Origin of the sequence: Fretibacterium fastidiosum, assembly GCF_964642095.1 — a bacterium.
Classification (GTDB): domain Bacteria; phylum Synergistota; class Synergistia; order Synergistales; family Aminobacteriaceae; genus Fretibacterium; species Fretibacterium fastidiosum.
Genome location: NZ_OZ209244.1, coordinates 256,010 through 283,005, shown reverse-complemented (window position 1 = coordinate 283,005; position 26,996 = coordinate 256,010). Strand labels below are relative to the sequence as shown.

The window sequence follows — 26,996 nt, the reverse complement described above, 5'->3', positions numbered from 1 at the left end:
AACGGCGCGCCTCACCGGACGGCGATGGGCTCGGTCATCTCCGCGAGATCGCTGCTGATGGTCTTTCCCTCCGGGCGGTAGCCCCCGTCGTTCACCAGGACTAGCGCGGGCCTGTAGGAGCCGGGTTTCGGGTAGAAGTAGACGGGGACGTCCTTATGCTCCGACGCGGGGTTGTCGTAGAGCATGCGGCGCGTCCTGCCCACCTCGATGGCGGGGCCGTCCTTCCCCTCGGGGTACAGGATCGCGCGGTTCGGCGCGTACCCGTCCGCGCGGGCGTAGAAGCGGTAGCCCGTCTGGTCGCCGGACGTGAAGGGCAGGGCGTAGAACCGCCGGACGACGAGCCGATTGGGCTCCGCTGGGAACGCCGTCCCCCAGGTGTAGATGGCTGACGGCTTCGCCAGGTCCGCGCGGAAGTCCTCGTCCCCCGAGATCAGGGAGTTGACCCTCGTGTTGAAGGAGGAGCCGTTGGAGTGGATGTACTTCCCGTTTCCAACGTAGAACCCGACGTGTCCGCCCCAGAAGACCAGGTCCCCCGGCTTTGCGGCGGCCAGCGTCTCCGCCGTGTGGGCGTCCTCCGGCGTCCCCTCCACGTGCATCAGGGCGATGGGGTAGCCCGCCTCGGGGCGGGAGTTGCGGTAGATGTCGAGGCCGTTCAGCATGTAGACCATGCTGGTGAAGCCGGAGCAGTCCAGGCCGCAGGGGGTCTTCCCGCCCCAGCGATAGCCGACGCCGAGGTAGAGCTCCGCGTCGGCCGTCAGCGCCGCGCGCACGGCCTCTTCCTGCCCCCACGCGCGAAGTTCCCGCACCAGGTTCTTGTTGACCCAGCCGGTTTGCCCGCCGAAAAGTTCGGCGCGAAGCCAGCGGGCGTCCTCGGAGTCCGGTTCCCCCACCTTGAGGTACGCTCCGCGGGGCAGGGTGATGAGCGGTGGATAGGATTCCGTCCGCGCCTCGGGCAGCACGTCCGCAAAGGGGGCGATCACCTGGTGGGTGACGGAGGCCCGCCAGGCCTCGGCCTCGTCCCTGGAGACGAGCGCAACGTGCTGGCCCTCGATGGACGTCTTGTAGCCGTACTGCATCCGCACGCCGTACAGCCCCTGGTCGTCCCTGTCCGCCAGGACCTCGCCGATCATCCCGTAGAGGACTTCGTCGTCCCGCTCCCCGTCGTAGAGGGTGGGGGCCATCGGCGCGGTGACGACCGCCCACAGGTCTCCCGATCCGTCGGTGCCCCGGGCGGGGAGTGCCGCGAGGGCCGCGGCGCAGAGGACCGATGCGATGCAAAGCGCTTTTCCAACCAAAGAACGCATGAAACAACCTCCTCGGATTTTATGTGTGTGCCTGAATTTTGCGCGGCTTGACGCGCTTGGCGTCTATCTTGTCCCGGTCTTGCGGATGGACTGCACGGCGTAGACGACGATCTTCATGGTCGTTCCCGCGTCGTTGAGCTTCAACACGAGCTCCATGCCGTCGCGGGACAGGACCTGCGCGATGACGCCGCCTATCGTGACGATCTCGTCGCCCTCCTTGACCGCGGCGTGCATGGCCTGCACCCGCTTGTGCTTTTTTCGGGCCGGCAGCACGGTGAAGAAGTAGATCAGGACGAATATCCCCAGCACGTAAAGGATGCCGAGGGACAACAGATCATTCATGGTCGAACCCCTCCATAGACAAAACCGCTCCGAATTTTCCCCCTGTGGGGGCAGTCGGGGAGGGCCGGCTCAACGGCCCAGGAACTCCTCCACGATGCTGACGAACACGACGCTGCCCCGGTACAGGACGTCCTCGTCGACGTCGAACTTCGGGTTGTGGTGCGGCGCGTCCGCGTGCTTCTCGGGGTTCACGGAGCACAGGGCCATGAAGGCTCCGGGCGCCTTCTCCAGATAGTAGGCGAAGTCCTCGCCGCCCATGACGGGATTGAAGGCCGTGACGACGTTCTCCCTGCCCAACGCCTTCGCCGCCGCCTCGGCCGCGAGCTTCGCCATGGCGTCGTCGTTGACGACGGGGGGAGCGCCCCAGTCCATCTCGAAGTCGCAGCCGCCGCGGAAGGTGGCCGCGACCCCCTTACCGATCTCCCCGATGCGTTTGGCCAGGTGCTGCCGCACGGGGTCCTCGAAGGCGCGGATCGTGCCCTCGATCACGACCTCGTTGGGGATGACGTTGTAAGCGAAGCCGCCCGCGATCTTCCCTATGGTCAGGACGGCGGCCTTGGGTGCAGCGATCTCCCTCGCGATGACCTCCTGAAGCGACAGGACGATGTTTGAGGCGATGGTGATGGGGTCGACGCCCTTCTCCGGCGTCGAGCCGTGGCAGCCAGTGCCCTTCACCGTCAAGACGAAGCGGTCGAACGACGCCATGATGCACCCCGGCGCGATGGCGAAGGACCCCAGCGGCATCCCTTCGAAGATGGAGCCGATGTGCATTCCGAAGACGGCATCCACCCCGTCCATGACGCCCTCCTTGACCGCGACCTTAGCGCCCTTGCAGACCTCCTCGCCCGTCTGAAAGACGAACTTGACGTTGCCGGCCAGCTCCGCCCTGTGTTCGTTCAGGACGCGCAGGGCCCCAAGGAGCATGGCCGCGTGTGTGTCGTGTCCGCAGGCGTGCATGCGTCCCTCATGCTTCGAGGCGAAGGGCAGGCCCGTGTCCTCCTGGATGGGCAGGGCGTCGATGTCCGCGCGGAGCAGGATCGTCTTTCCCGGCTTTCCGCCCTGGATCGTGCCGATGAGGCCCGAATCGCCCACGTTTTTCTTGTAGGGGATGCCCAGCTTGTCCAGCTCGGCGCAGATCGCGGCCTGAGTCTTGGGGAGGTCCGTCCCCAGCTCCGGGATCTGGTGCAGGGTGCGGCGGATCCCCACGATGTAGTCCTGAAGCCCCTTACACTCTTCCCACAAGTTCATGGAATCCACTCCTTTTCATCATCATTATAATATCATTATAATGGCAAATTATAGGGAAGCGCTGATTAGTACCAATTCGCGTTTAATACGGATTGCCTCCCCTGAAAGGGGAGGTGGTTCGCGTCAGCGAACCGGAGGGGTTGTTTCTCAGGCCCAACACCCCCCAGCCCCTTCGGGGCAGCCCCCCTTGCAGGGGGACCTTTCTTTCCCTTTAGACGCAAATTGGTATTACCTTCAAAAGTTGTTGAAAGCAATCAAGGATCATCAAACAAAGGGTATCCTTCAGCGCTTCCCTATAATTTTAAAATGGGGCTACGCCCCAATCCCCACGCGCTTCGCGCGGCCTGATAAAGTTTCAGCCACTGAAGGGAGCCCATACGGTTGACAGTTCTCAACGATTTAATTCAGTGTTTTCCTAGAGCGAGAAAGAAGGGGGACCCTGTCTTCGGATCCCCCTTGAGGCGTTTCGTCAAACCGCTCGTCCGCGGTCAGGGGTTCTCCCTTCCGGAGATGCCGCTGTGGGCTGTGGGGCCGACTGCCGGCGTCAGCAGCCCAGGAACTCCTCCACGAGGCCGACGAACATGGCGCTGCCCCGGTACAGGACGTCCTCGTCGACGTCGAACTTCGGGTTGTGGTGCGGGATGTCCGTGTGCTTTTCGTGATTCGAGGAGCTCAGGAACATGAAGGCGCCGGGCGCCTTCTCCAGGTAGTAGGCGAAGTCCTCGCCCGCCATGTTGGGGGCGGGCATCGACGTAATGACGTTTTCGGCGCCGAGGACCTTCTTCGCCGTGTCGCCCGCGAGCTTCGCCATGGCGTCGTCGTTGACGACGGGAGGAGCGCCCCAGTCCATCTCGAAGTCACAGCCGCCGCGGAAGGTGGCCGCGACCCCCTTACCGATCTCCCCGATGCGTTTGGCCAGGTGCTGCCGCACGGGGTCCTCGAAGGCGCGGATCGTGCCCTCGATCACGACCTCGTTGGGGATGACGTTGTAGGCGAAGCCGCCCGCGATCTTCCCTATGGTCAGGACGGCGGCCTTGGGCGCAGCGATCTCCCGCGCGATGACCTCCTGAAGCGACAGGACGATGTTTGCGGCGATGGTGATGGGGTCGACGCCCTTCTCCGGCGTCGAGCCGTGGCAGCCGGTGCCCTTCACCGTCAGGACGAAGCGGTCGAACGACGCCATGGCGCAGCCGGGGACGACGATGAGCGTTCCGGAGGGGATGTTGGGGTCGAGGATGGAGCCGATGTGCGTGCCGAAGACGGCGTCCACCCCGTCCATGACGCCCTCCTTGATCGCGACCTTCGCACCCCGGCTGATCTCCTCGCCCGTCTGAAAGACGAACTTGACGTTGCCGGCCAGCTCCGCCTTATGTTCGTTCAGGACGCGCAGGGCCCCGAGGAGCATGGCCGCGTGGTTGTCGTGTCCGCAGGCGTGCATGCGTCCCTCGTGCTTCGAGGCGAAGGGCAGGCCCGTGTCCTCCTTGATGGGCAGGGCGTCGATGTCCGCGCGGAGCAGGATCGTCTTTCCCGGCTTTCCGCCCTGGATCGTGCCGATGAGGCCTGAATCGCCCTGGTTCTTCTTGTAGGAGATGCCCAGCTTGTCCAGCTCGGCGCAGACCGCGGCCTGAGTCTTGGGGAGGTCCGTCCCCAGCTCCGGGATCTGGTGCAGGGCGCGGCGGATGCCCACGATGTAGTCCTGCAGGCCCTCGCATTCCTTCCACAGGTTCATTGATGATCTTCCTCCTTACTTTTCGAAGAAAAACGTTACTTAAAAAAAGAAAGCGTTACTTCCCCATGCCCATGCCGTACAGCACGCGGGCGAAGGTGATGCTTCCAAAGACCGAGATAACGATGAGCAGCCACGCGGCGATCGACGGGATGGCCCAGTGGAGGAGCAGCGGAAGCCCCAGGGCGAAGACGCCCACCAGGGGATACTTGATGGCGAAGTTGCCCAGGGTGCCTCCGAAGATGGCTGCCGCCGAATACTTCGTGAGGCCCGTCACGATAAACTTGGGGAGGACGGCGACGACGGCTGTGCCGACGACGGCCGCCAGGGTGGTGAAGAACAGGTTCATGATGATGGACCCGCAGATGGCCATGGTGGACGCAATCTCCGCCTGGATCGTTCCGGGCTGACTGTCCGTGGCTTCAAGAGCCAGGGCCGCCACGGGAACGCGCATGTTGCCGATGTTGCCGGACAAGAATCCGAGGTAGGTGCCTGCCATGCCCAAAGCCGCGTAGTAGGAGATGGGCTCGACGAGGTAGAAGGCGCCGAAGGAGGCGGCGGTCATGCCCCAGGCGGTAAGGACGACGTTCCAGTCCGGCCAGCAGTGGTGCGTGCTGCAGAGCCAGAGGACGGGGATAAAGGCCGTCGCGGCGGCGATGAGGTTGGTGGGCGCGCCGATGAGGATGCTGCCCTTTTTCCATTCAGCCATGTGATCGTGTTCTGACATAGTGATTCCTCCTGAAGTGTGTGCGTCCAAGCCCTACTGCGGCATGACGGCAAAATACATGTCGTAGACCAGCGCGCAGGCCATCCCGAACAGCATGGCGATGCCCAGCGAGTACTCCATCAGCTTGGGGCACTTCGGCACGACGAACTTGACCAGGAACAACATGCAGAGCGCCCCGGCGATGGCGGCCGTCGCGTGTCCGGAGCTCTTGCGCAGCTCGCCGTGGACCAGGTAGCCGAAGATGCCGAGGGAGCAGGCGCCGGACAGGACCACCAGCCACCTGGAGTCGCCACCGCTCGCCTTCTCGCGGAGCTTTTCGACGGCCGGCGTGAAGAGTCCCGTAAACACCAGCCAGCCCGCTCCGTTCAGCGCCATGGCGAACCAGGAGACGGACATGACGGTGAGGTCGTATCCCGTTCCTCCCAGCTCGACGCCGGAGGCCTGAGCGCCGTAGGTGGCGGCCGTCAGCTCCGTGGGGGCGGCGCCGATGATGGAGAGGCGCATCCAGGCCATGGGGCCCCCGATTGCCGCCATCAGCCCCACCATGACGATGAAGACGCCGAGTGCGGGGCCGATGGAGGTGATGAGTCCGACGCGCAGGGCCTTGCTGCTGATCTCCGCCGGAATGCCTGCGCGAAGCCTGGTGCGGCGGGCCATGCACATGAACAGTATGGCCTGTAGAAACGCGATGCCCACCGTGATCGCGCAGAGCATCCAGATGATGCTCGAGTTCGCGATGTCCAAGTAGCTCTGTCCGTCCTGCATAAAAACCACTCCTTGAATAGAAATTGGCGGAAAGCCCGCCGGACACCCACAGGGCCGCGCGGTAGGCGCGGCCCCAGGGGATGTTTTGAAAGGGTTTCATACGCTGTTTCAGCGCGCCCAGGGATACCAGACGACGAGGTTCGGGCGGGTATCTGGCGTTTTGTAAGCGGGTTCAGTGCACTCAAGGGCAGGGCCTTTCGAGCCGGGTGCCGAACAGCGTTTCCTGAAGAACGAGCGGACCTCCTTCTGGTAGTGCGCTGCCCCGCAGCGCAGCAAAATTCGCCCCTCTATTTTTCGATCGCTCTTACGTTCGAGCGCCTGGGGGGCGAATGAATTCAGGCCGTCCTCAACGGCGTTCTCAAGGCCGATAACATCAAAACCGTTGGAACAATTATATCCATAAGGCAGAACGCTTGTCAATGGATGGCCTGGTTCGGTCTTTTACGCAGCCGGCCTGAGGGGCCGCGGCGTCCGGCCTGGAGCGGGGCGAACGGGGGAGTGGGCAATAAGGACGACCGGCGGACGCGATCGCGTCCGCCGGTCGTCCTTCGTCAGCGTTTCCGTCCGCTGCTCTAACCCTTCAGGAACGCGGGGTGGTCCCTCTTCTCGTCCAGCACGAAGGCGTCGACCAGCCCGTTCAGCCGCTCCGACGTCTCCGCCATGGACTGGGCCGCCGTGGCGATCGACTCCGCAGCCGTCGTCGTCTCGTGGCTCGAGTCGCGGATCGCGGCGGTGGAGTCCATGATCTTCGCGTTGGAATCGCTCAGGTTCTTCATGGCCTCGGCGATCTCCTCGGACGACGCGGCCTGCTTCTCCGCCGCCGCAGCGATGCTCTGGATCCCCTGGTTCAGGCTCTCGATGGCCTCCTGCGCGGCGTCCAGCCTCCTCTGGGCCGACTCCGCGTCCTCCATCGCCCTCTGGAGCAGGGGCCCTGCGGACTCCGTCATGACGGTGGAGCTCTCGGACTCCTTCTGCAGGTTCGCGATCAGCTTCGAGACCTCCTGAGCGGCCCGCCCCGACTCCTCCGCCAGCTTGCGGACCTCCTCGGCCACGACGGCGAAGCCCCGTCCCGCCTCGCCCGCCCGCGCCGCCTCGATCGCCGCGTTCAGGGCCAGCAGGTTGGTCTGGTCGGCGATGGAGGTGATGGTGGCGACGAAGCCGGATATCGAGTCCACGGACTGCCCCAGCTCGCGGATTCCCTGGAGGCTCTGGCGTGCGGCGTCCCCGACGCTGCTCATGCTCTTCAGGACCTTGGTGACCTCCTCCGCGGCGTTCCGTGCGGCCTCGGCGACCTGGGCGGCCTGCTGAGCGCCGTCCGTGGAGGCCTGAGCGCTGGACTGGGCGCTGGCGGCGATCTCCGAGACGGAGACGCCGGTCGCCTCGGTGGAGGCCGAGGCCGCCTCCATCAGCCCGTTGACCTGAGCGACCGAGGCGGAGACCTCCTCCATGGAGGCCAGAGTCTCCTGGGAGAGGGCGGCCAGGGTGCTGGCTTGCCTGGAGCTCTCCTCCGCCTCGCCCCGGACCCTACTCAGGGCCCCTGAGATGGAGTCGAGCATGGAGTTCAGGAGGCCTGCGATGCGGGCCAGCTCGTCGCGGCCCGAGGCCTCGAAGCGCGCGGTCAGGTCGCCCCCGCTCAGGACGTCCGTGACGGAGGTCATGCCGCGGATGGCCCTCGACAGCCCGCGGATGATGAAGAGGATGAAGATCGTCGAGAACGCGATGGCGATGAGCGCCATCGTCACGTTCAGGACCGTCAGGGCGTGGGTCCGGGCCTCCATGACCTTCGTCGGCAGAAAGATGTAGAAGAAGAACCCGTTTCCAACGGGGGTGAAGAAGGCGTGGTGGGGCTCTCCCTGAAACTCGTATCTTGCAAAGCCCGTCTCCCCGGCGACCATGCGGCGGGCGAAGGCGCTGACCGAATCGCTGAAGTCGGCGGGGTTCAGCAGGTTGGCCTTCAGCACGAAGCTCTGGTTGGTATGGGCGACGAGCAGGCCGTCCTCCAGGATCATGGCGCCCGAGCCGTGGCCAAACATCTTCTGGGAGACGACGAACTGCTCCAGGGCCTCCATCTTGATATCGACGCCGACGACGCCGATCAGGCCGCCCGACCTGTCCGAGATCGGCTGGACGACGCTCAGGATGGAGGTCCCCGTCGTGGCGTCCACGTAGGGCGTGGTGAAGATGGGCTCACCGCCCTGAGCCTTCAGGGCGGCCTGATACCAGGGTCGGGTTCGGGAGTCGTAGCCCTCCGGATTCCATCCGTCGCTCGAATAGAGCTGTCCGTCGGAACTCGTCCCCAGGTAGAGGCCGACGAGGCCGAGCGACTCCACGGAGCCGGCCAGGGAGGCCATCAGCGCCTCGAGGTCCTTCCTTTGGACGTCGGGATTTTCCAGGATAGCGTGGCGGACCTCCGCAGCCGCCATCCGCGTCACGCTGGCGTACTTGTCCAGGTACTCGCGGATGACGCCCGCGCTTCCCGTCACGATCTCGTTCCCCGTTCGTTCCTGCAGATCGCTGACGATGGAGGTGGAACGAAAGTGCGTCACCAGCGTCATCGTCACAATAATGAGGAACACCACGGTCACCATGAGCTTCAACTTGCCGCGAATCGACATATCTTTCCCTCCAGGAGAAAATTTTCCACAAAATGGTGGCATAACCTGCGTATCGATTATATACCTCAAGCCCCCGAATAGTGGGATGAAGGGGTAAGGTCGGGGTGACGGCCTGATGTTCCGGCATAAACGGCATAAACTTCAGTGCCCTGCCGGTTGTCCTCCCTGGGACGCCCCCTGATATAATTTAGGAATGAAAATATCGGGCGACGTCGAGCGGAGAGGGGCTTTGCGTCGTCCTGCACGGAGGGGAGCGGATGCGGATGAGAAGGACGGCGGGGGCGATGGGGTTGGCAGCGCTTCTGGCGCTGTGGCTGGCGGGAGCTGCTTTTGCGGTAGACGAGCAGGGGTTGCCGGACAAGGCGAAGCTCTCGGCGAACCGGATGCGCTTCGACTCGACGACGGGGGACTTTTTGGCGGAGGGGGAGGTCCTCATCACGGCGGACGGACTCACGGTCAGAGCGCCTCGAGGCTCGGGTAACGTCCCGCGTCGCGAGGCGGCCTTCGACAGCGGGGTGACGGCCTCCGGAACGTGGATGGGCGATGCCGTGGACCTCAGGGCGGGAAGGCTGACCCTCAACTTCGCAGAAGCCCCGGCCTGCCGCCTTCAGGATGGCGTCAAGGGGGCTGTGGGCACGATGGGCCTCGACGCGGACCGGCTGACCCTCATCGGGGCAGGGGGCGTCGGGAGCCCGACGGAGGAGGACCAGCAGACGAAGTTCTGGATCGTGGGGGCCCACAGGCTGGAGGACCGCTCCAGGGGCCTGACGTTCGGCGCGGACTCCATCGAGGGCGTCCTGCGGGAGGGGGCTCTGGCCTCCATGACGGCGAAGGATCGGGTGTGGGTCAGGGGCCGACCGAAGCAGTCGGGGGAGCCCGTAAGCATCAACGGCGACCACGCGCTCTACTCCCTCCAGCGCGGCAGCGTCGTGCTGAGCGGCCGGGTCGTGGCCGTGCAGGGAGGGCGCACCCTGAGGTCCGACTCCATCGTCTACTTTCCGGACCAGAACCGCGTGGAGGCCCTGGGCGGCATCACCCGGAACGAGTCGGGCACGGTGAGCGCGGACCGTGCGGAGATCACCATCGACCTCAAGCGGGAGCGCAGAAAGTGAATCTCGACAAGGCGGGGAAGGAGCGGGGCGGCGCAGCGGAGGAGCTGACCGCCACGGGGATTCGCAAGGGATACGGCGGCCGGCTCGTGGTCTCGGACGTCAGCGTCCGGGTGCGCCCCGGCGAGGTGGTTGGGCTTCTCGGCCCCAACGGCGCGGGCAAGACCACGTCCTTCTACATGATCGTCGGGCTGGTCCGCCCCGACGCGGGGCACGTCTTTATCGGAAAGCGCGACGTGACCGGCCTGCCGGTCTACGCCAGGGCGCGTGCCGGCATCGGCTACCTGCCCCAGGAGCCTTCGGTGTTTCGTAGCCTCACGGTGCGGGAGAACATCGACCTGGTGTGGGAGGAGACGCGGCAGTCCAGGGCGGGGACGGATGGGCTTCTGGAGCGGTTCGGCATCGCGCACATCGCGGACACGAAGGGCTACGCCCTGTCGGGGGGGGAGCGGAGGCGCGTGGAGATCGCCAGGGCCCTGACGCTCTCGCCGCGCTTCATCCTGCTGGACGAGCCCTTCAGCGGCATCGACCCCATCGCCGTGAACGACATCCAGGGGATGATCCATCGTCTGAAGGAGGGCGGCTACGGCGTCCTCATCACGGACCACAACGTGCGCGAGACCCTCTCCATCACGGACCGGACCTACCTGATCCACGAGGGAAAGATCTTCCTCGAGGGGACGCCGTCCGAGGTGGCGGAGAACCCCATGGCCCGCAAGTTCTACCTCGGCGATCACTTCGATTGGCAGGCCGCGCCGAACCCTGAACCGAAACGGGGGCCCGACGCGAAGCCCAGGCGCCGCAAAAGATAAGAGGGGTCCCGGTCGCTTTGCCGGGGCCCCTTGCCTCTCGCCGTTGGCGATGGTTTTGCACTCGAAATGCGCCCTGCGGAGTTTCTCGATGGTGCCGTCCGGTCAGGTCAGACGCCGGCAGAGAACCGCCCCGGCCCGCTGACGACGGCCAGCCCGCTGGCGGAGAGGGTCATCATGCAGGTCTGGAGCGTCACGAGGTCCAGACCGCTCTCGGCCAGGAGCTCGTCCATCGTTCGGCCGCCCTGGCGTTGCAACAGGGCCAGCACGACCTTCTCGTCCGTGGAGAGGGGCGGCTGCGGCCTGGCGGCGGGCTCGTCCAGGTCCAACACCAGCTGCCCGTAGCGCCCCGTCGCGCAGTGGATGAACTCGTCCACGTCCACCAGGGGCTCGGCGCCGTCGCGCAGGAGACGGTTGGTTCCCCGGCACACGCCCTCCGTGATGCGCCCCGGCACGCACCAGACCTCGCGCCCCAGGTCCAGCGCCAGGCGGGCGCTGATCATCGCGCCGCCGTCCTCCGGCGACTCCACGACCACCGTGCGACCCGTCATCCCCACGATGAGGCGGTTGCGCTCCGGGAAGTGCCAGGCCGCGCCGTCCGTCCCCATGGGGTACTCGGAGACCAGCGCCCCCGTCTCCGCGATCTGCGCGAAGAGCTCCCTGTGCTCCATCGGGTAGACCCGGTCGATGCCCGTGCCCAGCACCGCGACCGTGACGCCGCCCTCGGCCAGACACCCTCTGTGACCCGCAGCGTCGATGCCGCGGGCGCCGCCGCTCACCACCATGAGCCCCCCTCTGGCCAGAGCGCGGCCAAGGGCCTCCGCCACGGTCTTACCATAGGCGCTGCACCGCCGCGTCCCCACGACGGCGGCGGAGGGCAGCGCGACGTCCAGCTTCCCCTTGACGTAGAGCCCGATGGGCGGCTGGCTCAGGTCCTGAAGCCGCGCCGGACAATCCGGGTCGTCCACGGTCAGAAAGCGCGCGCCGAACCGCGCCGCGCGTTCCTCTTCCCGTTCGGGCCAGTCCCCCTCTCGCAGGAGGCGCGACAGGTTCTTCCGGACGGACGGCGTCAGGTTGAGCGCATCCCACAACTCCTCCCGCTTCAGGTCCTCCGGGGCATAATTCTCGCACAGCTTCCGGAACGCCGGGAGCGGCGCGTGCGCGGCGTTCATCAGGAGCGCCGCCTTCAGTGTCGAGTCCATGGTTCGCATGACCTCCTCCCAGTGACCGCTCCATTATACTGGAATGGGGCAGGGCCCCTTGCAGGGGGACCAGGAGCACTGAGCATTTCTTTTAGCGTGAACCGGTATGTGGCGAGGCTCAACGTTACAGCAGCGCGCATCAGGCGTGCAAAATCCGTAATTTACAGGGTCTGACTTGTATTGACATTTAGAGGTCCAGTTGCTAATCTTATCCATGTTATCGACCTGTTGGCACTCACCGATCAAGAGTGCTAATCAAGGGGACGAAACGGAGGCGATGCCGATGACGGAGAGGCAGCTCAGCATTATCCTGGCGGTGGTGTACGAGTACATCAAGACGGGGGAGCCCGCCGGATCGCGCACCATCACGAAGAAGTACATCAAGGGGTTGAGCCCTGCCACGATTCGCAACGAGATGGCCGACCTCGAGGAGATGGGGTATTTCTATCAGCCCCACACGTCCTCCGGACGGCTGCCCACGGCCAAAGCCTATCGCGTCTACGTGGATTCCGTCACCGCCAGGGCCCGCAGCCGTTCTTCCCGCGGGGCCGAGGCCTGGCGGCGGGAGCTCATGGGCCGGCGGAGCGGCATCGAAGACCTCCTGAACTACGTCACGAACCTTCTCTCGCGCCTCACGAACTGCGTTGCGGTGGCAGCGGTCTCCGGGCTGGACAGCATGGAGATCTGGCACATCGACCTGATGCCGCTGGGAGGGAAGAACGTCCTGGCCTTGATCGTGCTGAAGGGCGGGCTGGTGCACCACACGGAGTTCACGCTTCCCTGCGAGGTGGAGCCGGGGCTCCTGGAGGAGCTCAGCCGCCGGATCAACACCATCGCCTGCGAGCACTCCTGGAGCGAGGTCCACGACGTGCTGTATCAGTACGTGCTGGGGGGGCTTGAGGAGGCCGAGACGGCCTGCCGAGCGGCCATCAGCGACGTGGACCGGTTTCTGACGGAACAGAACTACCGCTTCTTCAGCAGCGGCGCGAAGCACATCCTGAGCCTGCCCCACTTTCAGGCGCTGTCGCGGCTGCAAGCCGTGCTGACGCTCCTGGAGCAGGAGAAGCCGCTGGCGAGCATGGTGGAACAGTGCCGCCAGGCCTCGGACCTGCGGGTATCCCTCGGCGACGAGAACGAGACGGACGGGATGCAGGAGAGCGCCATGATCCTGATCCCGGCGCGGGCCTGTCAGCAGAAGGCGGTCCTGGGCCTGATCGGCCCGCTGCGGATGGACTACGAACGCTCCATCAGCGTTTTGGAGGCCGTCGCGGACGCGCTGGACGACGAGGCGGGAGAGCCTGGAAGGCTGCGGAAAGAAGAGGCACTGAATGCACAGGAAAAAAAATAAGCGCGCGGGACGTAAGGGCCTGCCGACGAGAATGAGCCGGAACGCCGGGGACGACCGGACGGCCGAGCGGGAGATGAGTGCTATGACGGAGGAACGATTGAAGGAGGACTACCTGATACCCGAAGCGGAGGACGCCCTGGGGGATTCCGAGGCGGAGGCCATGAGCCGGCCCGTTAAGGAGTACTCCATCGGCGAGGACGGCGTCCTCATTGAGGAGACGCCGGAGCCCGAAGAGAAGGCGAAAGGGAAGGAAAAAGAGGAAGGCGCGGCCCACCCGCCGGCGAAGGAGCCGGACGAGGGCGCGGAAGAGCGCGTCGCGGAGCTGGAGCGGCAGCTGGCGGTGGCCAGGGCGGACTTCTACAACTATCGTCAGCGCGCGATGCGCGAGCGCCAGGACCTGCGCCGGCGCGCGATGGAGGACCTGATCGTTTCCCTCCTGCCCGTGCTGGACAACCTGGACCGGGCGCTCTCCGTCCCTGAGGACGGCAGCGCGAAGGACATCCTGGCGGGGGTGAAGATGGTGAGCCGCCAGTTCCTGTCCGTCCTGGACGAGATGGGCGTCAGCGCCATCCCCGCGAAGGGCGAGCGCTTTGACCCGGCGCTCCACGAGGCGATCGGGGCCGTCCCCGTGGAGGACGCGGAGGAGGACGGCGCGGTCGTCGATGAGCAGCTCCGGGGGTATCGGACGAAGGATCGGGTCCTGCGGCCCGCGCGGGTCCTGGTGGGCAAGGCGGAATAGGACCGCCGGAGGAACGGCCGTTTTTTCAATGGGTTCAAGGGGATCGCGGTTATCGGGGTTCCTTATCTTTAGAGACGATACAAGTTTGCATACAGGAGGAAAACGTTATGTCGAAAGTGGTTGGAATTGACCTTGGAACGACGAACAGCTGCATTGCGGTTCAGGAGGGGGATCAGACGACGATCATCCCCAACAACGAAGGGGCGCGGACGACGCCCTCCGTGGTGGCCTTCACGAAGGACGGCGAGCGCCTGGTGGGGCAGCTGGCCAAGCGACAGGCCATCGTGAACGCGGACCGCACCATCATGTCGATCAAGCGCGAGATGGGGCACGACTACCACGTGGAGATCGACGGAAAGAAGTACACGCCGCAGGAGATTTCCGCGATGATCCTTCAGAAGCTGAAGAGGGACGCCGAGGACTACCTGGGGGAGAAGGTGACTCAGGCCGTCATCACGGTGCCGGCCTACTTCACGGACGCGCAGCGCCAGGCGACGAAGGACGCGGGGACCATCGCGGGCCTCGAGGTGCTCCGCATCATCAACGAGCCCACGGCGGCCTGCCTGGCCTACGGCGAGAACCGCAAGGAGGAGCACAAGATACTGGTGTTCGACCTGGGCGGCGGCACCTTCGACGTCTCCATCCTGGACGTCGGCGAGGGGGTGTTCGAGGTGCTGGCCACGGCGGGGGATAACCGCCTTGGCGGAGACGACTGGGACAACCGCATCGTGGACTGGATGGTGAGCGAGTTCAAGAAGACGGAGGGCGTCGACCTGAAGAACGACAGCATGGCCATGCAGCGCCTGCGCGAGGCGGCCGAGAAGGCGAAGATCGAGCTCTCCAACATGACGGAGACCACGATCTCCCTGCCGTTCATCACGGCCACCCAGGCGGGCCCCAAGCACATGGAGATGAAGCTGACCCGCGCGAAGTTCGAGGAGATGACGGCGGACCTCCTGGACCGCACGGCCGTCCCCACGCAGCGCGCCCTCAGCGACTCCGGCCTCGACCCGTCGAAGGTCGACAAGGTCCTCCTGGTGGGCGGCTCCACCCGTATGCCCATGGTGCAGAAGAAGATCGTGGAGATCATGGGCAAGGAGCCCACGAAGGGCATCAACCCCGACGAGTGCGTCGCGGCCGGCGCGGCCATCCAGGGTTCCATCCTGACGGGGGACCACAAGGACATCGTCCTGGTGGACGTGACGCCCCTGTCCCTGGGGCTGGAGACGCTGGGCGGCGTCTTCACGAAGGTCATCGAGCGCAACACGGCCATCCCCGTCTCCAAGAGCCAGGTCTTCACGACGGCGGCCAACAATCAGGCCCAGGTGGAGATCATGGTGCTTCAGGGCGAGCGCTCCATGGCGGCGGACAACGTGAAGCTGGGCCAGTTCGTGCTGGACGGCATCCCCCCTGCACCCAGGGGCATCCCTCAGATCGAGGTCACGTTCAACATTGACGTCAACGGCATCCTGAACGTCTCCGCGAAGGACAAGGGGACCGGTAAGTCCCAGAAGATCACGATCCAGTCCTCCAACCTGTCCAAGGATGAGATCGAGCGCATGAAGAACGACGCCGAGACCCACGCGGACGAGGACGCGAAGAAGCGCAGCGCCGCCGAGGTTCGCAACGAGGCGGACTCCGCGGTCTTCGGGGCGGAAAAGCTCATCAACGACTACGGCGACAAGATGACCGCCGAGGAAAAGGGCAAGCTGAACTCCCAGATCGACGACCTGAAGCAGGCGATCGATAAGAAGGACGAGGCGGCCATGAGGCGCGCCAAGGAGGCCCTGGAGGGGACGGTGCAGGCGTTCTCCACGCGCCTCTACCAGGCCGCGGGCGCCGGCGCGGAGGGTGCGGCGGCCGAGAACGATGCGGGCGGCGCTGGTGCAGGGGGCGGCGACGGCGAGACGGTGGACGCCGAGTTCAGCGACAAGGGCAACGCTTAGCCCGAAGGCTGCGGGGACGTCGCTCCGAGCGCGAAGCGGATAGCGCACACTGAATAGGCTATAATCTTTGAGGGACGGCGGACGGCAGAAGCCCCGCCGCCCCTTTTAAATTCTTTTGGGGGACGTTTTCCCCGGCAGTGGGGTGTCTGTTCAAGTGGAAGATTTGTACCGGATCCTCGAAGTCCCCAGGGACGCGACTCAGGCGGACATAAAGAAGGCCTACCGTCAGCTCGTGCGGAAGTACCATCCGGACACGCACCCTGGCGACAGGGAGGCGGAGGAGAAGTTCAAGAAGATCAACGCGGCCTACTCCGTGCTGGGCGACGAGGAGAAGCGGGCGCGCTACGACCAGTTCGGCACCGCCGACGGCTCCGGCCCCTTCGGCGGCATGAACGGCATGGACTTTGGCGACCTCTTCGGGGACCTCTTCTCCCAGGTGTTCGGCGGCGGCATGGGGCGGCGCGCCAGCGACCCGGAGGCCCCGCGCCGGGGCGGCGACCTGGAGATGGTGCTGCGCGTCACGCTGCTTGAGGCGGCGCAGGGCGTGGCGAGGGAGGTCGAGGTCCCCCGCTGGGAGCGGTGCGAGACGTGCAGCGGCACGGGGGCGAAGCCCGGCACGAAGCCCGAACCCTGCCCGGTCTGCGGGGGCCGAGGGCAGGTGCAGCAGGTGCAGCGCTCGATTTTCGGAGAGTTCATGACCATCGCCGCCTGCCCCAACTGCGGCGGCGCGGGCAAGGTCATCCGGGACAAGTGTGCCGACTGCGGCGGCCACGGACAGGTGCGGAAGAAGCGCAAGCTGGAGGTCAAGATTCCGGCCGGAGTGGAGCGGGGCACACGCCTTCGCATCCCCGGTGCGGGGGATGCCGGCACGAAGGGGGGGGCGGCGGGGGACCTCTATCTGGTCGTGGACGTCGCGCCTAGCGAGCGGTTCGAGCGCGACGGCGCAGACCTGCACGCGCGCCTCGTCCTGACCTACCCCCAGGCCGTGCTGGGCGCGGAGGCGGAGATCGAGACCCTGACCGACGGGCCGGAGAAGATCGCCGTCCCGCCGGGCACGGCCCACGGCCAGGTGCTGAAGGTGCGGGGCAAGGGGATGCCGCGGCTGAACCGACCCAAGTCGCGGGGCGACCTCTACGCCCACGTGTTCATCGACGTCCCCGCGAAGCTCACCGACCGCCAGAGGGAGCTCATCACGCAGCTGGCGGATGAGATGAAGGCCCCCGTCGGCACGGGGGAGCCGGGCTTCTTCGAGAAGGTCAAAAAGCTCTTCAACTGATCCGCAGGCCGATCGCGGCAGTTCGGTGCGGCGAACGGAGGGACGGGTTCACCCGCTCCCCCGTTCGCCCTTTTCGTCGCTTCCGGCGCGGCCGCGGGCCGGGCCCCTTCTTCGCTCAGACCGCCCGACGTCCGTAGTTTTCGTGATTTACGGCGCCGAAGCGCGATGCTATACTCTCTCGGTAAGGTTAATATTGGTCAAAGGGGCTGATGGGCTATGGCCGTTCAGTATAAAGACTATTACGAGATCCTGGGTGTGCCTCGCAGCGCGTCTGTGGACGAGATCCGCAAGGCGTACCGGAAGCTGGCGAAGAAGTACCACCCGGACGTCTCGAAGGAAAAGGACGCCGAGCAGCGCTACAAGGAGGTCAACGAGGCCTACGAGGTGCTGAAGGACCCGGACAAGCGGCAGAAGTACGACACGCTGGGCATGAACTGGCAGGCGGGGCAGGACTTCACGCCGCCTCCGGGCTGGCAGGGCGGCGGCGCGGGCGGCGGGTTCCGCGTGGATTTCGGCGGCGACGCCGGCGGCTTCAGTGACTTCTTCAAGACGCTCTTCGGCGGCGGCCTCTCGGACCTCTTCGGCGGAGCCGGGGGAGGGAACTTCAGCTCCGCCGGGGGCTATTCGCCGGTCCGGCGCGACAGCGAGGTGGACCTGGAGCTCCCGCTGGAGGAGGTCGTCCGCGGCGGCACGCACACGATGGTGATGACCGCGCCGGGGGGCGAGCGCCGCGAGCTCAACGTGCGCCTGCCGAAGGGCGTCACGGAGGGGGCGCAAATCCGCCTTCCGGGCAAGGCTGCGGGGGGCGGGGACGTCTACGTGAACCTGCACCTTGCGCCGCACCCCGTCTTCAGCGTCAGCGGCTGCGACTTGACGCGCGAGGTGAAGGTGGCGCCGTGGCGGGCCGTCCTTGGGGGCGACGTGCAGGTGGAGACCCTCACGGGCTCCGTCACGATGAAGATGCCGCCCGGCATTCAGGACGGGCAGCGCCTGCGCCTGCGGGGCAAGGGGTTGCCGAAGCGCGGCAGCGGCAATGGCGACCTCTACGTGAGGGTGCGCATTGAAATCCCCCGCCACATCACGGACCGCCAGCGCGAGTTGTGGCAGGAGCTCGAGAGGAGCGGCGAGTAACCGCGGTCGGGCCGCAGGGGAGGCGCAGGACGCCGGAGTGGGGCCGAGCCCGTCGGGGTTCGGCCCCACTCCGTACTTTGCGAAGGGTTGCGTCGAAGGCCGTGGGGGCGGAGGCCTGGTGTCCCAGGCAGCGCGGGCCCGCCACGCGGAACGGGGACGTTTCCCGCGCGTCCCTGGCGTGCGCCCCCTACGCCCGATCCTCCACCTCCAGGCTCTTCAAGAGGAGCCTGCGCGCTGCCGTCGGGTGGCGCCGGTGCAGGGCGCCGAGGGAGGCCATGATGTAGTCCCCGTCCAGCAGGATCTTTGCGTCCTTTGGCGGAAAGAGCTTGCGCCGTCCGCCCGCACAGAGCGCGTGCGCCAGGATGTCCCGCCCGCCCGGCAGGCGCGTCAGGGCGCCGCCCGTGCCGATGACGGTGCGCACCAGGGAGAGGTCCTTCCCCTTCGCCAGGGTGGTCCTGCCCGTCGGGCCGTAGAGGTCGATGAACTGCCCCGCGTGTCGGTCGAGCGCCACGTCGCAGGCCTTCTGGGTCAGGCGCTCGACGAACTCGACCTCCTCCGGAGTCGTCGGAATCTTCGAGGCGTGCTCCAGGAAATAGGCGGCCTGCGGGATGAGGCGCGCGGCCTCCTCCTCGCTGAACTTCTCGACGAGGTGTACGCGGTTCACGAACACGCCGAGGTCGCCCTCGACGGTGCGCTTCGCGAAGGGCTCCGCCTCCATCATCACGTCCGCGACGGCGGGGCTGTCCTCGCAGACGGAGTGGACGTCCGTCGTCGCTCCGCCGACGTCGATGACGATGAGGGGTCCCAGAATCTCCTGCGCCATGATGGCGCACTGCATGACGGCTCCGGGCGTCGGCAGGATCGCGCCGTTGACCCTCTCGCGGATGCGCGCCATGCCGGGGGAGTGGGTGATGTGCTCCTCAAAGACCTGGTGGATGAGGGTGCGCGTGGGCTCGATGTTGAGCTGGTCCAGCTTTGGGTAGACGTTCTCGGTGAAGTAGACCCGGACGCCCGCCTCCTCCGCCATGAGCGCGATCTCGTCGCGGTTCTCGACGTTCCCCGCGTAGATGAAGGGGATCGACGGGACGGTGCGGGACAGCGCCTCGAAGTTCGCCAGGGCCGTGTCCCGCTCGCCGTAGTCCGTGCCGCCCGCGACGAGGATGATGTTTGGGTTGATCTCCCGGACCTTCGCCAGGTCCGTTCGGCGCAGCCGTCCGGCCGTCACCGCCTTGATGACGCCGCCGGACCCCAGGGCCGCCTCCCGCGCCGCGCGCACGGTCATGTCGTACACCAGGCCGTGGACGGTCATGCGAAGCCCTCCCGCCGCGGAGCTCGTGGCCAGCATATCGCGCCACTCGAGGTCCGCGCAGCCAAGCCGTTCCTTGAGGTCCGTCAGCGCCAGATCCAGTCCGACGCCCACGTCCCCCTCCTCGACGGTGGTGCGGGCCTGACCCTGTCCGATAAAGACGGGGTCGGAGCCCTCCACGCCGTCGAACGCATTGATCACCGTCGTCGTGCTGCCGATCTCGGCCACCAGGACGTCGATGGATTTCCTTTGGGACATGACGGCCTCCTTTACGATCTCGTCGGGCTGCTTCCTTCTCACTTTTCTGCGTCCTTTTGCCTGCATCGTTTGACGAGGAAGCTGGCGACGTCAATGCCCTTCGAGCCGCGGCCGAAGCCGGCGTCCAGCCCCGCGGCCACGGCCATCTCGTCCGTGACCTGCGTGCCGCCACCCGCCAGGATCAGACGGTCGCGCACCCCCCGCTCCACGCAGATCTGGTTCAGGCGCCGCATGTTCTGGATGTGGATGTCGTCGTGCGAGATGATGGTGGACTGCAGGATCGCGTCCGACCTCGTCTCGATGGCCGCGTCCACAAGCTTCTCCACGGGACACGACGTGCCCAGGTAGTGGTACTTGACCCCGAAGCCCTCGATCCCCCCGTGCTTGATGTCCAGGATCTCCTTCAACCCCACCGAGTGCTCGTCCTCGCCCACCGTCGCCGCCACCACCGTGATGGGACGCTCGTGGATGTAGTCCCGAATCTCCTTCGCGCTCAAAACCTCAGGAAGCTTCGGGATGACCAGCTCGTCGGTGTCGATGTCGAACCCCACGACGCCCTTCAGCTCGATCAGCGCACCCTCGCACGGGTGCATCGCCTGCTTGTGGATCGCCACGCAGTCGGTGAGGCCCATCTTCTCCCCGATCTTCAGCGCCGCAAACTCCGCCGTGCGCACGTCCGTCGGCAGCAGGAGCGTCACCACCACCACCCCGTCCGCCATCCACTCCACCTCGGGGCGGATGAGGTTCGGGTGCTCGTAGTACTTCCGCTTCTCCGCAATCCGCGCGTTCACGTTGTCAAACTCGTCCAGCTCGTCCACCCAGACGATCTTCGACGGGTCCTCGAACGTGTCCCCACCGATGGCGTCCGAGGGGCGCTCGAACTGCGGCGGGACGTGGTTGTTCCCGTAGTGCACGGAGACCGGCGCGAAGTAGTCCGGCTCCCGAAGGAAGATCATGTCGTTGCCGATGCCTCCCGCCTTCTCGCGGGCGATGCCGTCCCCCTTGCGCTCGGGGTACTTCCCGCTGTCCACGAAGAACCCGCGCTCCACCGCCTCGAAGTAGCCACCGACCTCCAGAATCTCCTCCAGGAAGAGCACCGCCCGCTCCTTCAGCTCCCGAACCGTGCGCCCCAGCTCGCCCTCGCGGTCCAGCTTCACCTGGTCCCGGATCCCGTCCAGACCGTCCAGCGCCTGACGCGCGGTGTTGACCCCCTGGATGTTGTAGTAGTGCCACGGCACGTTGCGCCCCTCGTCCGGCGTGATGGTCGACTGGATGTCCGCGCTCGTCAGACGCGAGATGACGATGTTCAACGTGTGCGTCACCGTCGCCTCCCGCGTCTCAGACTCCATGAACTTCGTGTTCTGCTGCGCGCGCATCTTGTAGTCGCGGAACAGGTCGCGGAGCGCCACCGCGTAGGGGAGGTCCAGCCTCATGCACGGCGCCGGCGGCGCGGTGGGGGGCACGGTGGAGAGCGCGATGTTCTCAGGACGGATGCCGACCTTCCGCGAGAAAATGGAGTTGATGGCGTGCTGCACCATCAGCTCCGGCATCACCTTCCACGCCTCCATCGCCGTCGCGTTGGCGTTGTGGGCCCCGTCGATCTGAAGCATCCCACCGTAGGCCAGGACTTTCTTGCTCTCGCAGGCGTCGATGAAGCTCCGAAGGCCGTTGATGTTCCGGTAAAGGATGTTGTACTGAGGGTCCTGGTGCACGCCCGACACCCCCTCCTCCACGAACATCACGGCGATGTCCGGCCCCGCGACGCCCGACACGTAGGAGTGGAAGTTCAGAGGACGCCCCACCTCCTCCTCGATCAGGTCCAGCGCACGGCGCGTCGCACGACACTGCTTCCGGGTCACCGGGATGCCGCCGATCCCCTGCGTCGTCCCCTCGATGAGCGAGTCGATGTGCGACTGGCCCGCCGTCCGGATGACCATCAGGTGGTCCGCTCCGTTCCAGGCCGCCATCCTCATGCGGCGGATGTCATCCTCGAAGCGCCCAGAGGCGATCTCCGTCGTGATGACGCAGTCCGGCTGCGGGTCGATGGACCCGAAGCCACGGCTCCCTGGCAGGGGCACGGACTGCTTCAGGGGCTCCGACGTCTCGCGGTAGACGAAGTCCCCCACCTGGCGCTCGACGCCGCGGCCCTCGCGCCAGTGCCACGGGTGACGCCGCGGCCGGTAGTCCTCGAGGCCGTTCAGTATCTGGCGGACGTCGATCTTACGGTCCTTGTCCAGGTGCTCCGGGGGGTCCCCCGCCTCCGGGAACGGAACCTTTCTGTCCTCCACCACGTCACTTCCCCCCTTCGTACAGGCCTGGAACCAGCTCCCAGTGCTCTCCGGACGCCAGCGCCACGCCCGCCTGACGCACGGAAACCCCAAGCTTCTCCGACAGGCGCCACACCGTGTTGCCCGCGCCGTGCCCCAGCAGGCTGCGCTCCACCAGGCCGTCCACGATGGGCTTCGCCTCGATGCTGGAGAAACCCATGCGCAGCAGCACGCTGCGCTCCACCGCTGGCGTCGTGTAGACCTTCCCCGCGTCCAGCATGGGCTGGACCACCCTGCCCGCCAGCTCCCAGAAGTAGTCGAACAGCTCCTCGTCGCTCTTGTCCGCCAGGTGCGTGCGCCGCTGTTCAAAGTCGTCCGCTCTTGCCATGCTCTCCCCTCTCTCCCACTCGCACCTCTCACGGCGCCCTCGTGAACCCGCGGGGGGAACGGACAGCGCTCCCCCCGCGGAACGGCCGGCGCGCCCCTCAGCAGGTGACGCCCAGCGCCTCGAGCTCCTTCCGGACGAACTCCGCGTCCGCGTTCAGCTCCGCCTTGAAGTACTCCAGGTCCTCGGCGCTCGCGGTCTTCCGGTCCTGCGCCAGGCGCTTCAGCGCGCTGCGGCGCATGGCCTCCAGGCTGTGCTCCCGAACCTTGAAGCGTGACGGGTGGTCGGGCAGCACGATGTTCTTCCCGGGCACCTCCGTCTCCGGGTCCCCGATCAGGACCTCCACACCGTTCCGGCGTGCAAAGCTCAGCTGCGCCATCGGGTGCTTACCCGCGCCCGTGTACTCCGTCTCCTGCACGACGATGACCTGGTCCGACGGCAGCGTCATGGAGAGGGCGAACGCCGCGGCCAGGGAGGTGTTGCCCGCAGGACCTCGCTCCATCCCTTCCAGCGCGGCCAGGGCCTCCGTCATGTAGAACACCTCGCCCTCCTTCACCAGAAGGTAGCGGTCCATGTAGCGCAGCGGACGCGCGGCGTTGCGCGGCACGTCCGTCCGGTCCGGCTGCACCGTGAAGGGCACGCCGAACCCCGTGTGGCCCGTCGTGAAGGACTTGCGGTTGAAGTCGTGGTCCGAGGCCATGTGCAGCCCCGACAGGTCCACGCTCGCCGCGTAGACCTGGGACTTCGCCCCAGCCTTCCGGAGCCCGCGGGCCGTGCCGGTGATGTTGCCGCCCCCCGCGTTCGTGGCCACGACGACGTCCGGGTCCCGACCAAGCTGGCTGCGGCACTGCTGGGCGATCTCCCAGCCCAGCGTCTCGATGCCCGCGATCGCCGACGGCGTGTAGAGCGATGCGTTGTAGAACCCCGTGTCCTCCAGCAGCATCAGCGTCTCGTAGAAGAGCTCCGGCCCCACCGTGAGCTGCACCACCTCGGCACCCATCGCCTCGCAGGCCCGCTGCTTCTCCAGAATCTCCGGCTGCCCCACGCGGCGGCTGTCGTAACACTCCTGGACGACGATGCACTTCAGGCCGAGGCGCGCCGCCATGCAGGCCACCGCCGCCCCGTAGTTGCCCGACGTGGCCGCAACCACGCCCTTGTACCCCATCCGGTGCGCCTCGTAGACGGACAGGGCCGCGCGCCGGGCCTTGAAGCTCCCGGAGAGGTTCTGCGCCTCGTCCTTCACCAGGATCTGCGCACCCTTCCCGCCTCCGGCCGTCCTCCGGGCCAGCTCCGTCACGTTGTCGAGGCTCAGGAGCTTCGTGTCGCCAACGCTCATCCCGCTCTGAATCTTGACGATCTCCTCGAGGCTGTGGGGGACCGCCTCCCGCATCATCCGCTCGTAGTCGAAGCGCCCCCCCGGCTCCTCGAACTTCGAGTAGTCGATCCCGACCGCCGCCTTGACGATCTCGCTCTTGCGCGCCATTACGGCCTCATAGCTCCTGCCGCCCATCTCAGCAGGCCCCCTTTCCGCTAAGGATATCCACAACCTGCCGATGCACCTGCGCCAGCTCCGGGACGTAGCTTCCGAAGTCGTGCCGATACCCCGGGTCGCAGTTGGTGAGCGTGCCCTCCACCTCGCGCCCGATCGCCGTCCGGACCCGCACGGACTCGCCGGTGTGGGCGCTCTCCGCCAACAGCTCCCCCTTGACCCACATCTCAAGCGGCAGCGCGGCGGTGTCCTCCGGAACACCCGCGGCCCGCTCCCCTGCAGGGAGCAGCTCAATGTGCAGCACGACGCAGTCCCCCTTGTGGTAGACGCGGCGCTCCTCCCGCAGCTCGTGGACGAACCGGTTCATGTCGCCCAGGATCGCGTGCGGGATCGGGAGCTCCAGAAGGTCGGTCAGCCCAGCGGGTGCGTTCAGCACCTGCGGGATCATGTTCACGACCATCGCGATCGTGCCGATGCCGCCCGGCATCTCCGGCTTGCCCGAAAACTTCAGCGTGTAGCCGCCCGCGTCGATGGTGATGTAGTCCCCCGTGTCGATCCCCTCGGCCTCCGGACGGACCTGCTGCGGGTGGTCCAGGTGGATGAACGCCCGGCCGTCGGCCGTCCTCCCCCAGCCCTGCTGACGGATGCCCGCCAGGTTCCCCGGCTCGACCTTGGCGTAGGGCGTCTCGCGGTGTACCTTCGAGATGATGGGGTCCTTCGTCTGCTCGATCTTGGTGATCTCGACGCCCAGGCCCGCGGCGATGGCCGAGATGGACTCCGGAAAGCCCACGTGCCCCGCCAGGTCGTTGGCCGCAAGGCGCCTCTTGAACTCTTCCGGCGTGATCCCCACGCCCTGCTCGTGCATCACCGCCCCGCCGAAGGGCGAGAGGTCGTTGATGCGCGCCGCCTCGATGGACTTCACGTCCTCGCAGGTCCCCGTGATGGCCAGGATCAGCAGGTCCAGCACAAAACCAGGGTTGATCCCCGTCCCAAAGACCGTCACCCCGTGCTGGCGCGCCAGACGGTCGATCTCGAGCGACAGCTCCGGCTCCTGAGCCCACGGCCAGGCCATCTCCTCCGCCGTCGTGATGACGTTCAGGCCGTGCTCCACGCAGAGCTTGACCTTCTCGAACGCGCTCCTGGTGAAGGAGTCCGTCCCCAACAGCACCACGTCGCACGCGCCGTTTCGGATGAGCTCCGTGCCGCCGAACAAAAGCTCCGGACGGCTCCCCCGCTCCTCCCCCAGGTACTGGTAGACGTCCGTTCCGTGGAGGTGCTTGCGCCCCACCACAACCCCCACAATCTCAACGCCCGTCTTCTTCAGAAGCATTCGCGCGATCCCGCTCCCCATCGCGCCAAATCCCCATATCATCACACGGATATCCCTCATGAAAACGCCTCCTCACTACAAATTTAACTCAAATTGATTACAAAACTATTAAATACACAAAGAAAAACCAAAAAACCGCGAAGCGCGTCCATCCCCCACGGCGCTGCGGCAAGGTCTGTGCTGGGGCGGCTCCTGACACCCCGTGCTGCCCGCGGAGGCCCTGCAAAAGAAGAAAATTGTATGCGTTGAATACGGATTTAGAATAGCATAAAGCGGATGAAAAGAGAACCCCTCCGTCCGCTGGGGCAGGCGATCCACGTGCTAAACGCGATTGGGTATTGAATTTCGCTGTTGAATTTTGAATGAATCGATGGTTTATCTGAAAGAGAGCTTTACAAACCCTCTCGTCTGATGGTAAAGTGTTAAAGTCGTTGTCGGTTGCCCGTTTTTGTGAGAGTGTGTGAATCATTTTCAGGAGGTGAAGTTGTATTATGTTGAAGAAAATCCTTGCGTCACTGGCGTTGGTGCTCCTGTTGGCTGGGAGTGGGCTGGCTGCGGACCCGATCCGGATCGGCTACCTCGTCGCGCTGACCGGCGACAACGCCCCCTTCGGCATCACGGAGGCCAACATGGCCCGGATGATCGTGGACGAGCAGAACGAGGCGGGCGGCCTTCTGGGCGGCCGTCCCATCGAGCTCATCGTCTACGACACGAAGACGCGCAACGAGGACGCGGTCAACGCGGCCCGCCGCATGATCGAGAGCGACCGCGTGTGCGTGATCATCGGGGACCTGGCGAGCGGCATCAACATCGCGACGGCCCCCATCGTCAACCGGGGACACGTTCCCCAGATCTCGACCATCGGCACGAACCCGCTGGTGACGGTTGACGAGAAGGGCAGGGTGAGGCCCTACTCCTTCCGAATCTGCTTCACGGACCCGTACCAGGGCGCCATCGCGGCGGACCTGGCCTACAACGACCTGAAGAAGACGAAGGCCGCCATCCTGTACAACGTCGGCTCCGACTATGCTCACGGGCTCCGCGAGTTTTTCACCGAGAACTTCAAGCGGCTGGGCGGCACGATCGTGGCGGACGAGGGCTTCCGCGGCGAGGACGTGGACTACCGCGCACAGCTCACCACCATCAAGGCGTCGGGCGCGGAGTTCCTGTTCCTCCCTGGCATGGGCAAGGACATGGCGCTGGCCATCAAGCAGGCGCGGGAGCTGGGCTTCGACGGGACCATCGTCGGCGGCGACGGCTTCAGCGACATCATGTTCGAGATCGCGGGCGACGCCATGAAGGGGACGTACTGGATCAACCACACCTACATGGAGGACCCGGAGATGGCCCCCATCTACGAGCGCTACCAGAAGCGCTACAACGACGTCTGCAAGGAGTTCCTGGACGGCGCCATGGCGGCGGATGCGGTGTACTGGGTCTTCGACGCCATCACCCGCGCGGGCGTGGACGAGGGGCCCGCGATCGCGAAGGCCCTCGAGGAGACGAAGGGCCTGAAGCTGCACCACGCCACCATCACCATCGACCCCGCCACCCACGACCCCATGAACAAGGCGGGCGTGGTCCTGCGGGTCGACGACGACCTGAAGACGGAGTTCTACAAGAAGATCGAGCCCAAGGCGGAGTAGGGGAGCGGGGGTGAACGCTCAACGGACC

General features: G+C 65.9%; 21 protein-coding genes. 8 read left to right on the top strand and 13 right to left on the bottom strand.

Annotated features, from left to right (window positions below; genetic code table 11):
- Positions 1-11: 11 nt before the first annotated feature.
- The 7 genes from ACK28C_RS01200 to ACK28C_RS01170 all read right to left on the bottom strand — a co-directional run bounded on the left by ACK28C_RS01200 (position 12) and on the right by ACK28C_RS01170 (position 8,727).
- Positions 12-1,304 carry a C40 family peptidase gene (locus ACK28C_RS01200; RefSeq protein ID WP_208872527.1) on the bottom strand — a complete coding sequence of 431 codons (1,293 nt, stop codon included), beginning with the start codon at positions 1,302-1,304 and terminating at the stop codon, positions 12-14.
- Positions 1,305-1,367: 63 nt separating this feature from the next.
- Positions 1,368-1,646 (bottom strand): preprotein translocase subunit YajC, encoded by a 279-nt coding sequence (gene yajC / locus ACK28C_RS01195; protein WP_015555913.1) that lies wholly within the window; start codon positions 1,644-1,646, stop codon positions 1,368-1,370.
- Between the two features lie 69 nt (positions 1,647-1,715).
- On the bottom strand, positions 1,716-2,894 hold the full coding sequence (locus ACK28C_RS01190) for a M20 family metallopeptidase (RefSeq protein ID WP_015555914.1): 1,179 nt from the start codon (positions 2,892-2,894) through the stop codon (positions 1,716-1,718).
- 544 nt (positions 2,895-3,438) lie between these two features.
- Positions 3,439-4,623, bottom strand: coding sequence for a M20 family metallopeptidase (locus tag ACK28C_RS01185; RefSeq protein WP_015555915.1), 1,185 nt, complete (start codon positions 4,621-4,623; stop codon positions 3,439-3,441).
- Positions 4,624-4,678: 55 nt separating this feature from the next.
- Positions 4,679-5,347: a hypothetical protein gene (locus ACK28C_RS01180; protein ID WP_015555916.1), complete on the bottom strand. Its 669-nt coding sequence runs from the start codon at positions 5,345-5,347 to the stop codon at positions 4,679-4,681.
- Between the two features lie 33 nt (positions 5,348-5,380).
- Positions 5,381-6,112, bottom strand: coding sequence for a DUF5058 family protein (locus ACK28C_RS01175; RefSeq protein WP_015555917.1), 732 nt, complete (start codon positions 6,110-6,112; stop codon positions 5,381-5,383).
- A gap of 572 nt (positions 6,113-6,684) precedes the next feature.
- Positions 6,685-8,727: a methyl-accepting chemotaxis protein gene (locus ACK28C_RS01170; protein ID WP_015555918.1), complete on the bottom strand. Its 2,043-nt coding sequence runs from the start codon at positions 8,725-8,727 to the stop codon at positions 6,685-6,687.
- 257 nt (positions 8,728-8,984) lie between these two features.
- Here ACK28C_RS01170 and ACK28C_RS01165 point away from each other — a divergent pair, with 257 nt between their 5' ends.
- Both ACK28C_RS01165 and lptB read left to right on the top strand, forming a co-directional pair.
- Positions 8,985-9,839, top strand: coding sequence for an LptA/OstA family protein (locus ACK28C_RS01165; protein ID WP_208872528.1), 855 nt, complete (start codon positions 8,985-8,987; stop codon positions 9,837-9,839).
- Positions 9,836-10,648, top strand: coding sequence for an LPS export ABC transporter ATP-binding protein (gene lptB / locus ACK28C_RS01160; protein ID WP_409152339.1), 813 nt, complete (start codon positions 9,836-9,838; stop codon positions 10,646-10,648). The genes ACK28C_RS01165 and lptB overlap by 4 nt, the downstream gene beginning before the upstream one ends.
- 107 nt (positions 10,649-10,755) lie before the next feature.
- On the opposite strand, the gene dprA is transcribed toward lptB, so the two are convergent.
- Entirely contained in the window at positions 10,756-11,847 is a 1,092-nt protein-coding gene (gene dprA / locus ACK28C_RS01155; RefSeq protein ID WP_015555920.1) for a DNA-processing protein DprA, read from the bottom strand.
- Between the two features lie 283 nt (positions 11,848-12,130).
- On the opposite strand from dprA, the gene hrcA reads away from it, so the two are divergent.
- The 5 genes from hrcA to ACK28C_RS01130 all read left to right on the top strand — a co-directional run bounded on the left by hrcA (position 12,131) and on the right by ACK28C_RS01130 (position 18,287).
- Entirely contained in the window at positions 12,131-13,195 is a 1,065-nt protein-coding gene (gene hrcA, locus ACK28C_RS01150) for a heat-inducible transcriptional repressor HrcA (RefSeq protein ID WP_409152338.1), read from the top strand.
- 31 nt (positions 13,196-13,226) lie between these two features.
- Positions 13,227-13,934: a nucleotide exchange factor GrpE gene (locus ACK28C_RS01145; protein ID WP_409152337.1), complete on the top strand. Its 708-nt coding sequence runs from the start codon at positions 13,227-13,229 to the stop codon at positions 13,932-13,934.
- 107 nt (positions 13,935-14,041) lie between these two features.
- A complete protein-coding gene (gene dnaK / locus ACK28C_RS01140) occupies positions 14,042-15,880 on the top strand; it encodes a molecular chaperone DnaK (RefSeq protein ID WP_015555922.1) in 1,839 nt (612 codons plus the stop codon).
- A 154-nt stretch (positions 15,881-16,034) separates the two neighbouring features.
- The gene (dnaJ, locus tag ACK28C_RS01135) at positions 16,035-17,156 is read left to right on the top strand and encodes a molecular chaperone DnaJ (protein WP_243440545.1); all 1,122 of its coding nucleotides are present in this window, start codon (positions 16,035-16,037) and stop codon (positions 17,154-17,156) included.
- Between the two features lie 216 nt (positions 17,157-17,372).
- Positions 17,373-18,287 (top strand): DnaJ C-terminal domain-containing protein, encoded by a 915-nt coding sequence (locus ACK28C_RS01130; protein WP_015555923.1) that lies wholly within the window; start codon positions 17,373-17,375, stop codon positions 18,285-18,287.
- 187 nt (positions 18,288-18,474) lie between these two features.
- Here ACK28C_RS01130 and ACK28C_RS01125 read toward each other — a convergent pair whose 3' ends face one another.
- The 5 genes from ACK28C_RS01125 to ord all read right to left on the bottom strand — a co-directional run bounded on the left by ACK28C_RS01125 (position 18,475) and on the right by ord (position 25,382).
- Positions 18,475-19,893: a GlmL-related ornithine degradation protein gene (locus ACK28C_RS01125; protein WP_243440546.1), complete on the bottom strand. Its 1,419-nt coding sequence runs from the start codon at positions 19,891-19,893 to the stop codon at positions 18,475-18,477.
- The gene (gene oraE / locus ACK28C_RS01120) at positions 19,890-22,142 is read right to left on the bottom strand and encodes a D-ornithine 4,5-aminomutase subunit OraE (protein ID WP_409152336.1); all 2,253 of its coding nucleotides are present in this window, start codon (positions 22,140-22,142) and stop codon (positions 19,890-19,892) included. Before oraE ends, ACK28C_RS01125 begins: the two co-directional genes overlap by 4 nt.
- 1 nt (position 22,143) lies before the next feature.
- On the bottom strand, positions 22,144-22,506 hold the full coding sequence (locus ACK28C_RS01115) for an ornithine aminomutase subunit alpha (protein WP_409152335.1): 363 nt from the start codon (positions 22,504-22,506) through the stop codon (positions 22,144-22,146).
- 97 nt (positions 22,507-22,603) lie between these two features.
- Complete coding sequence (gene ortB, locus ACK28C_RS01110) at positions 22,604-24,013, bottom strand: 2-amino-4-oxopentanoate thiolase subunit OrtB (protein WP_409152334.1); 1,410 nt, start codon at positions 24,011-24,013, stop codon at positions 22,604-22,606.
- Position 24,014: 1 nt separating this feature from the next.
- On the bottom strand, positions 24,015-25,382 hold the full coding sequence (gene ord, locus ACK28C_RS01105; RefSeq protein ID WP_409152333.1) for a 2,4-diaminopentanoate dehydrogenase: 1,368 nt from the start codon (positions 25,380-25,382) through the stop codon (positions 24,015-24,017).
- Between the two features lie 431 nt (positions 25,383-25,813).
- On the opposite strand from ord, the gene ACK28C_RS01100 reads away from it, so the two are divergent.
- Positions 25,814-26,968 carry an ABC transporter substrate-binding protein gene (locus ACK28C_RS01100; RefSeq protein WP_015555924.1) on the top strand — a complete coding sequence of 385 codons (1,155 nt, stop codon included), beginning with the start codon at positions 25,814-25,816 and terminating at the stop codon, positions 26,966-26,968.
- Positions 26,969-26,996 lie beyond the last annotated feature (28 nt).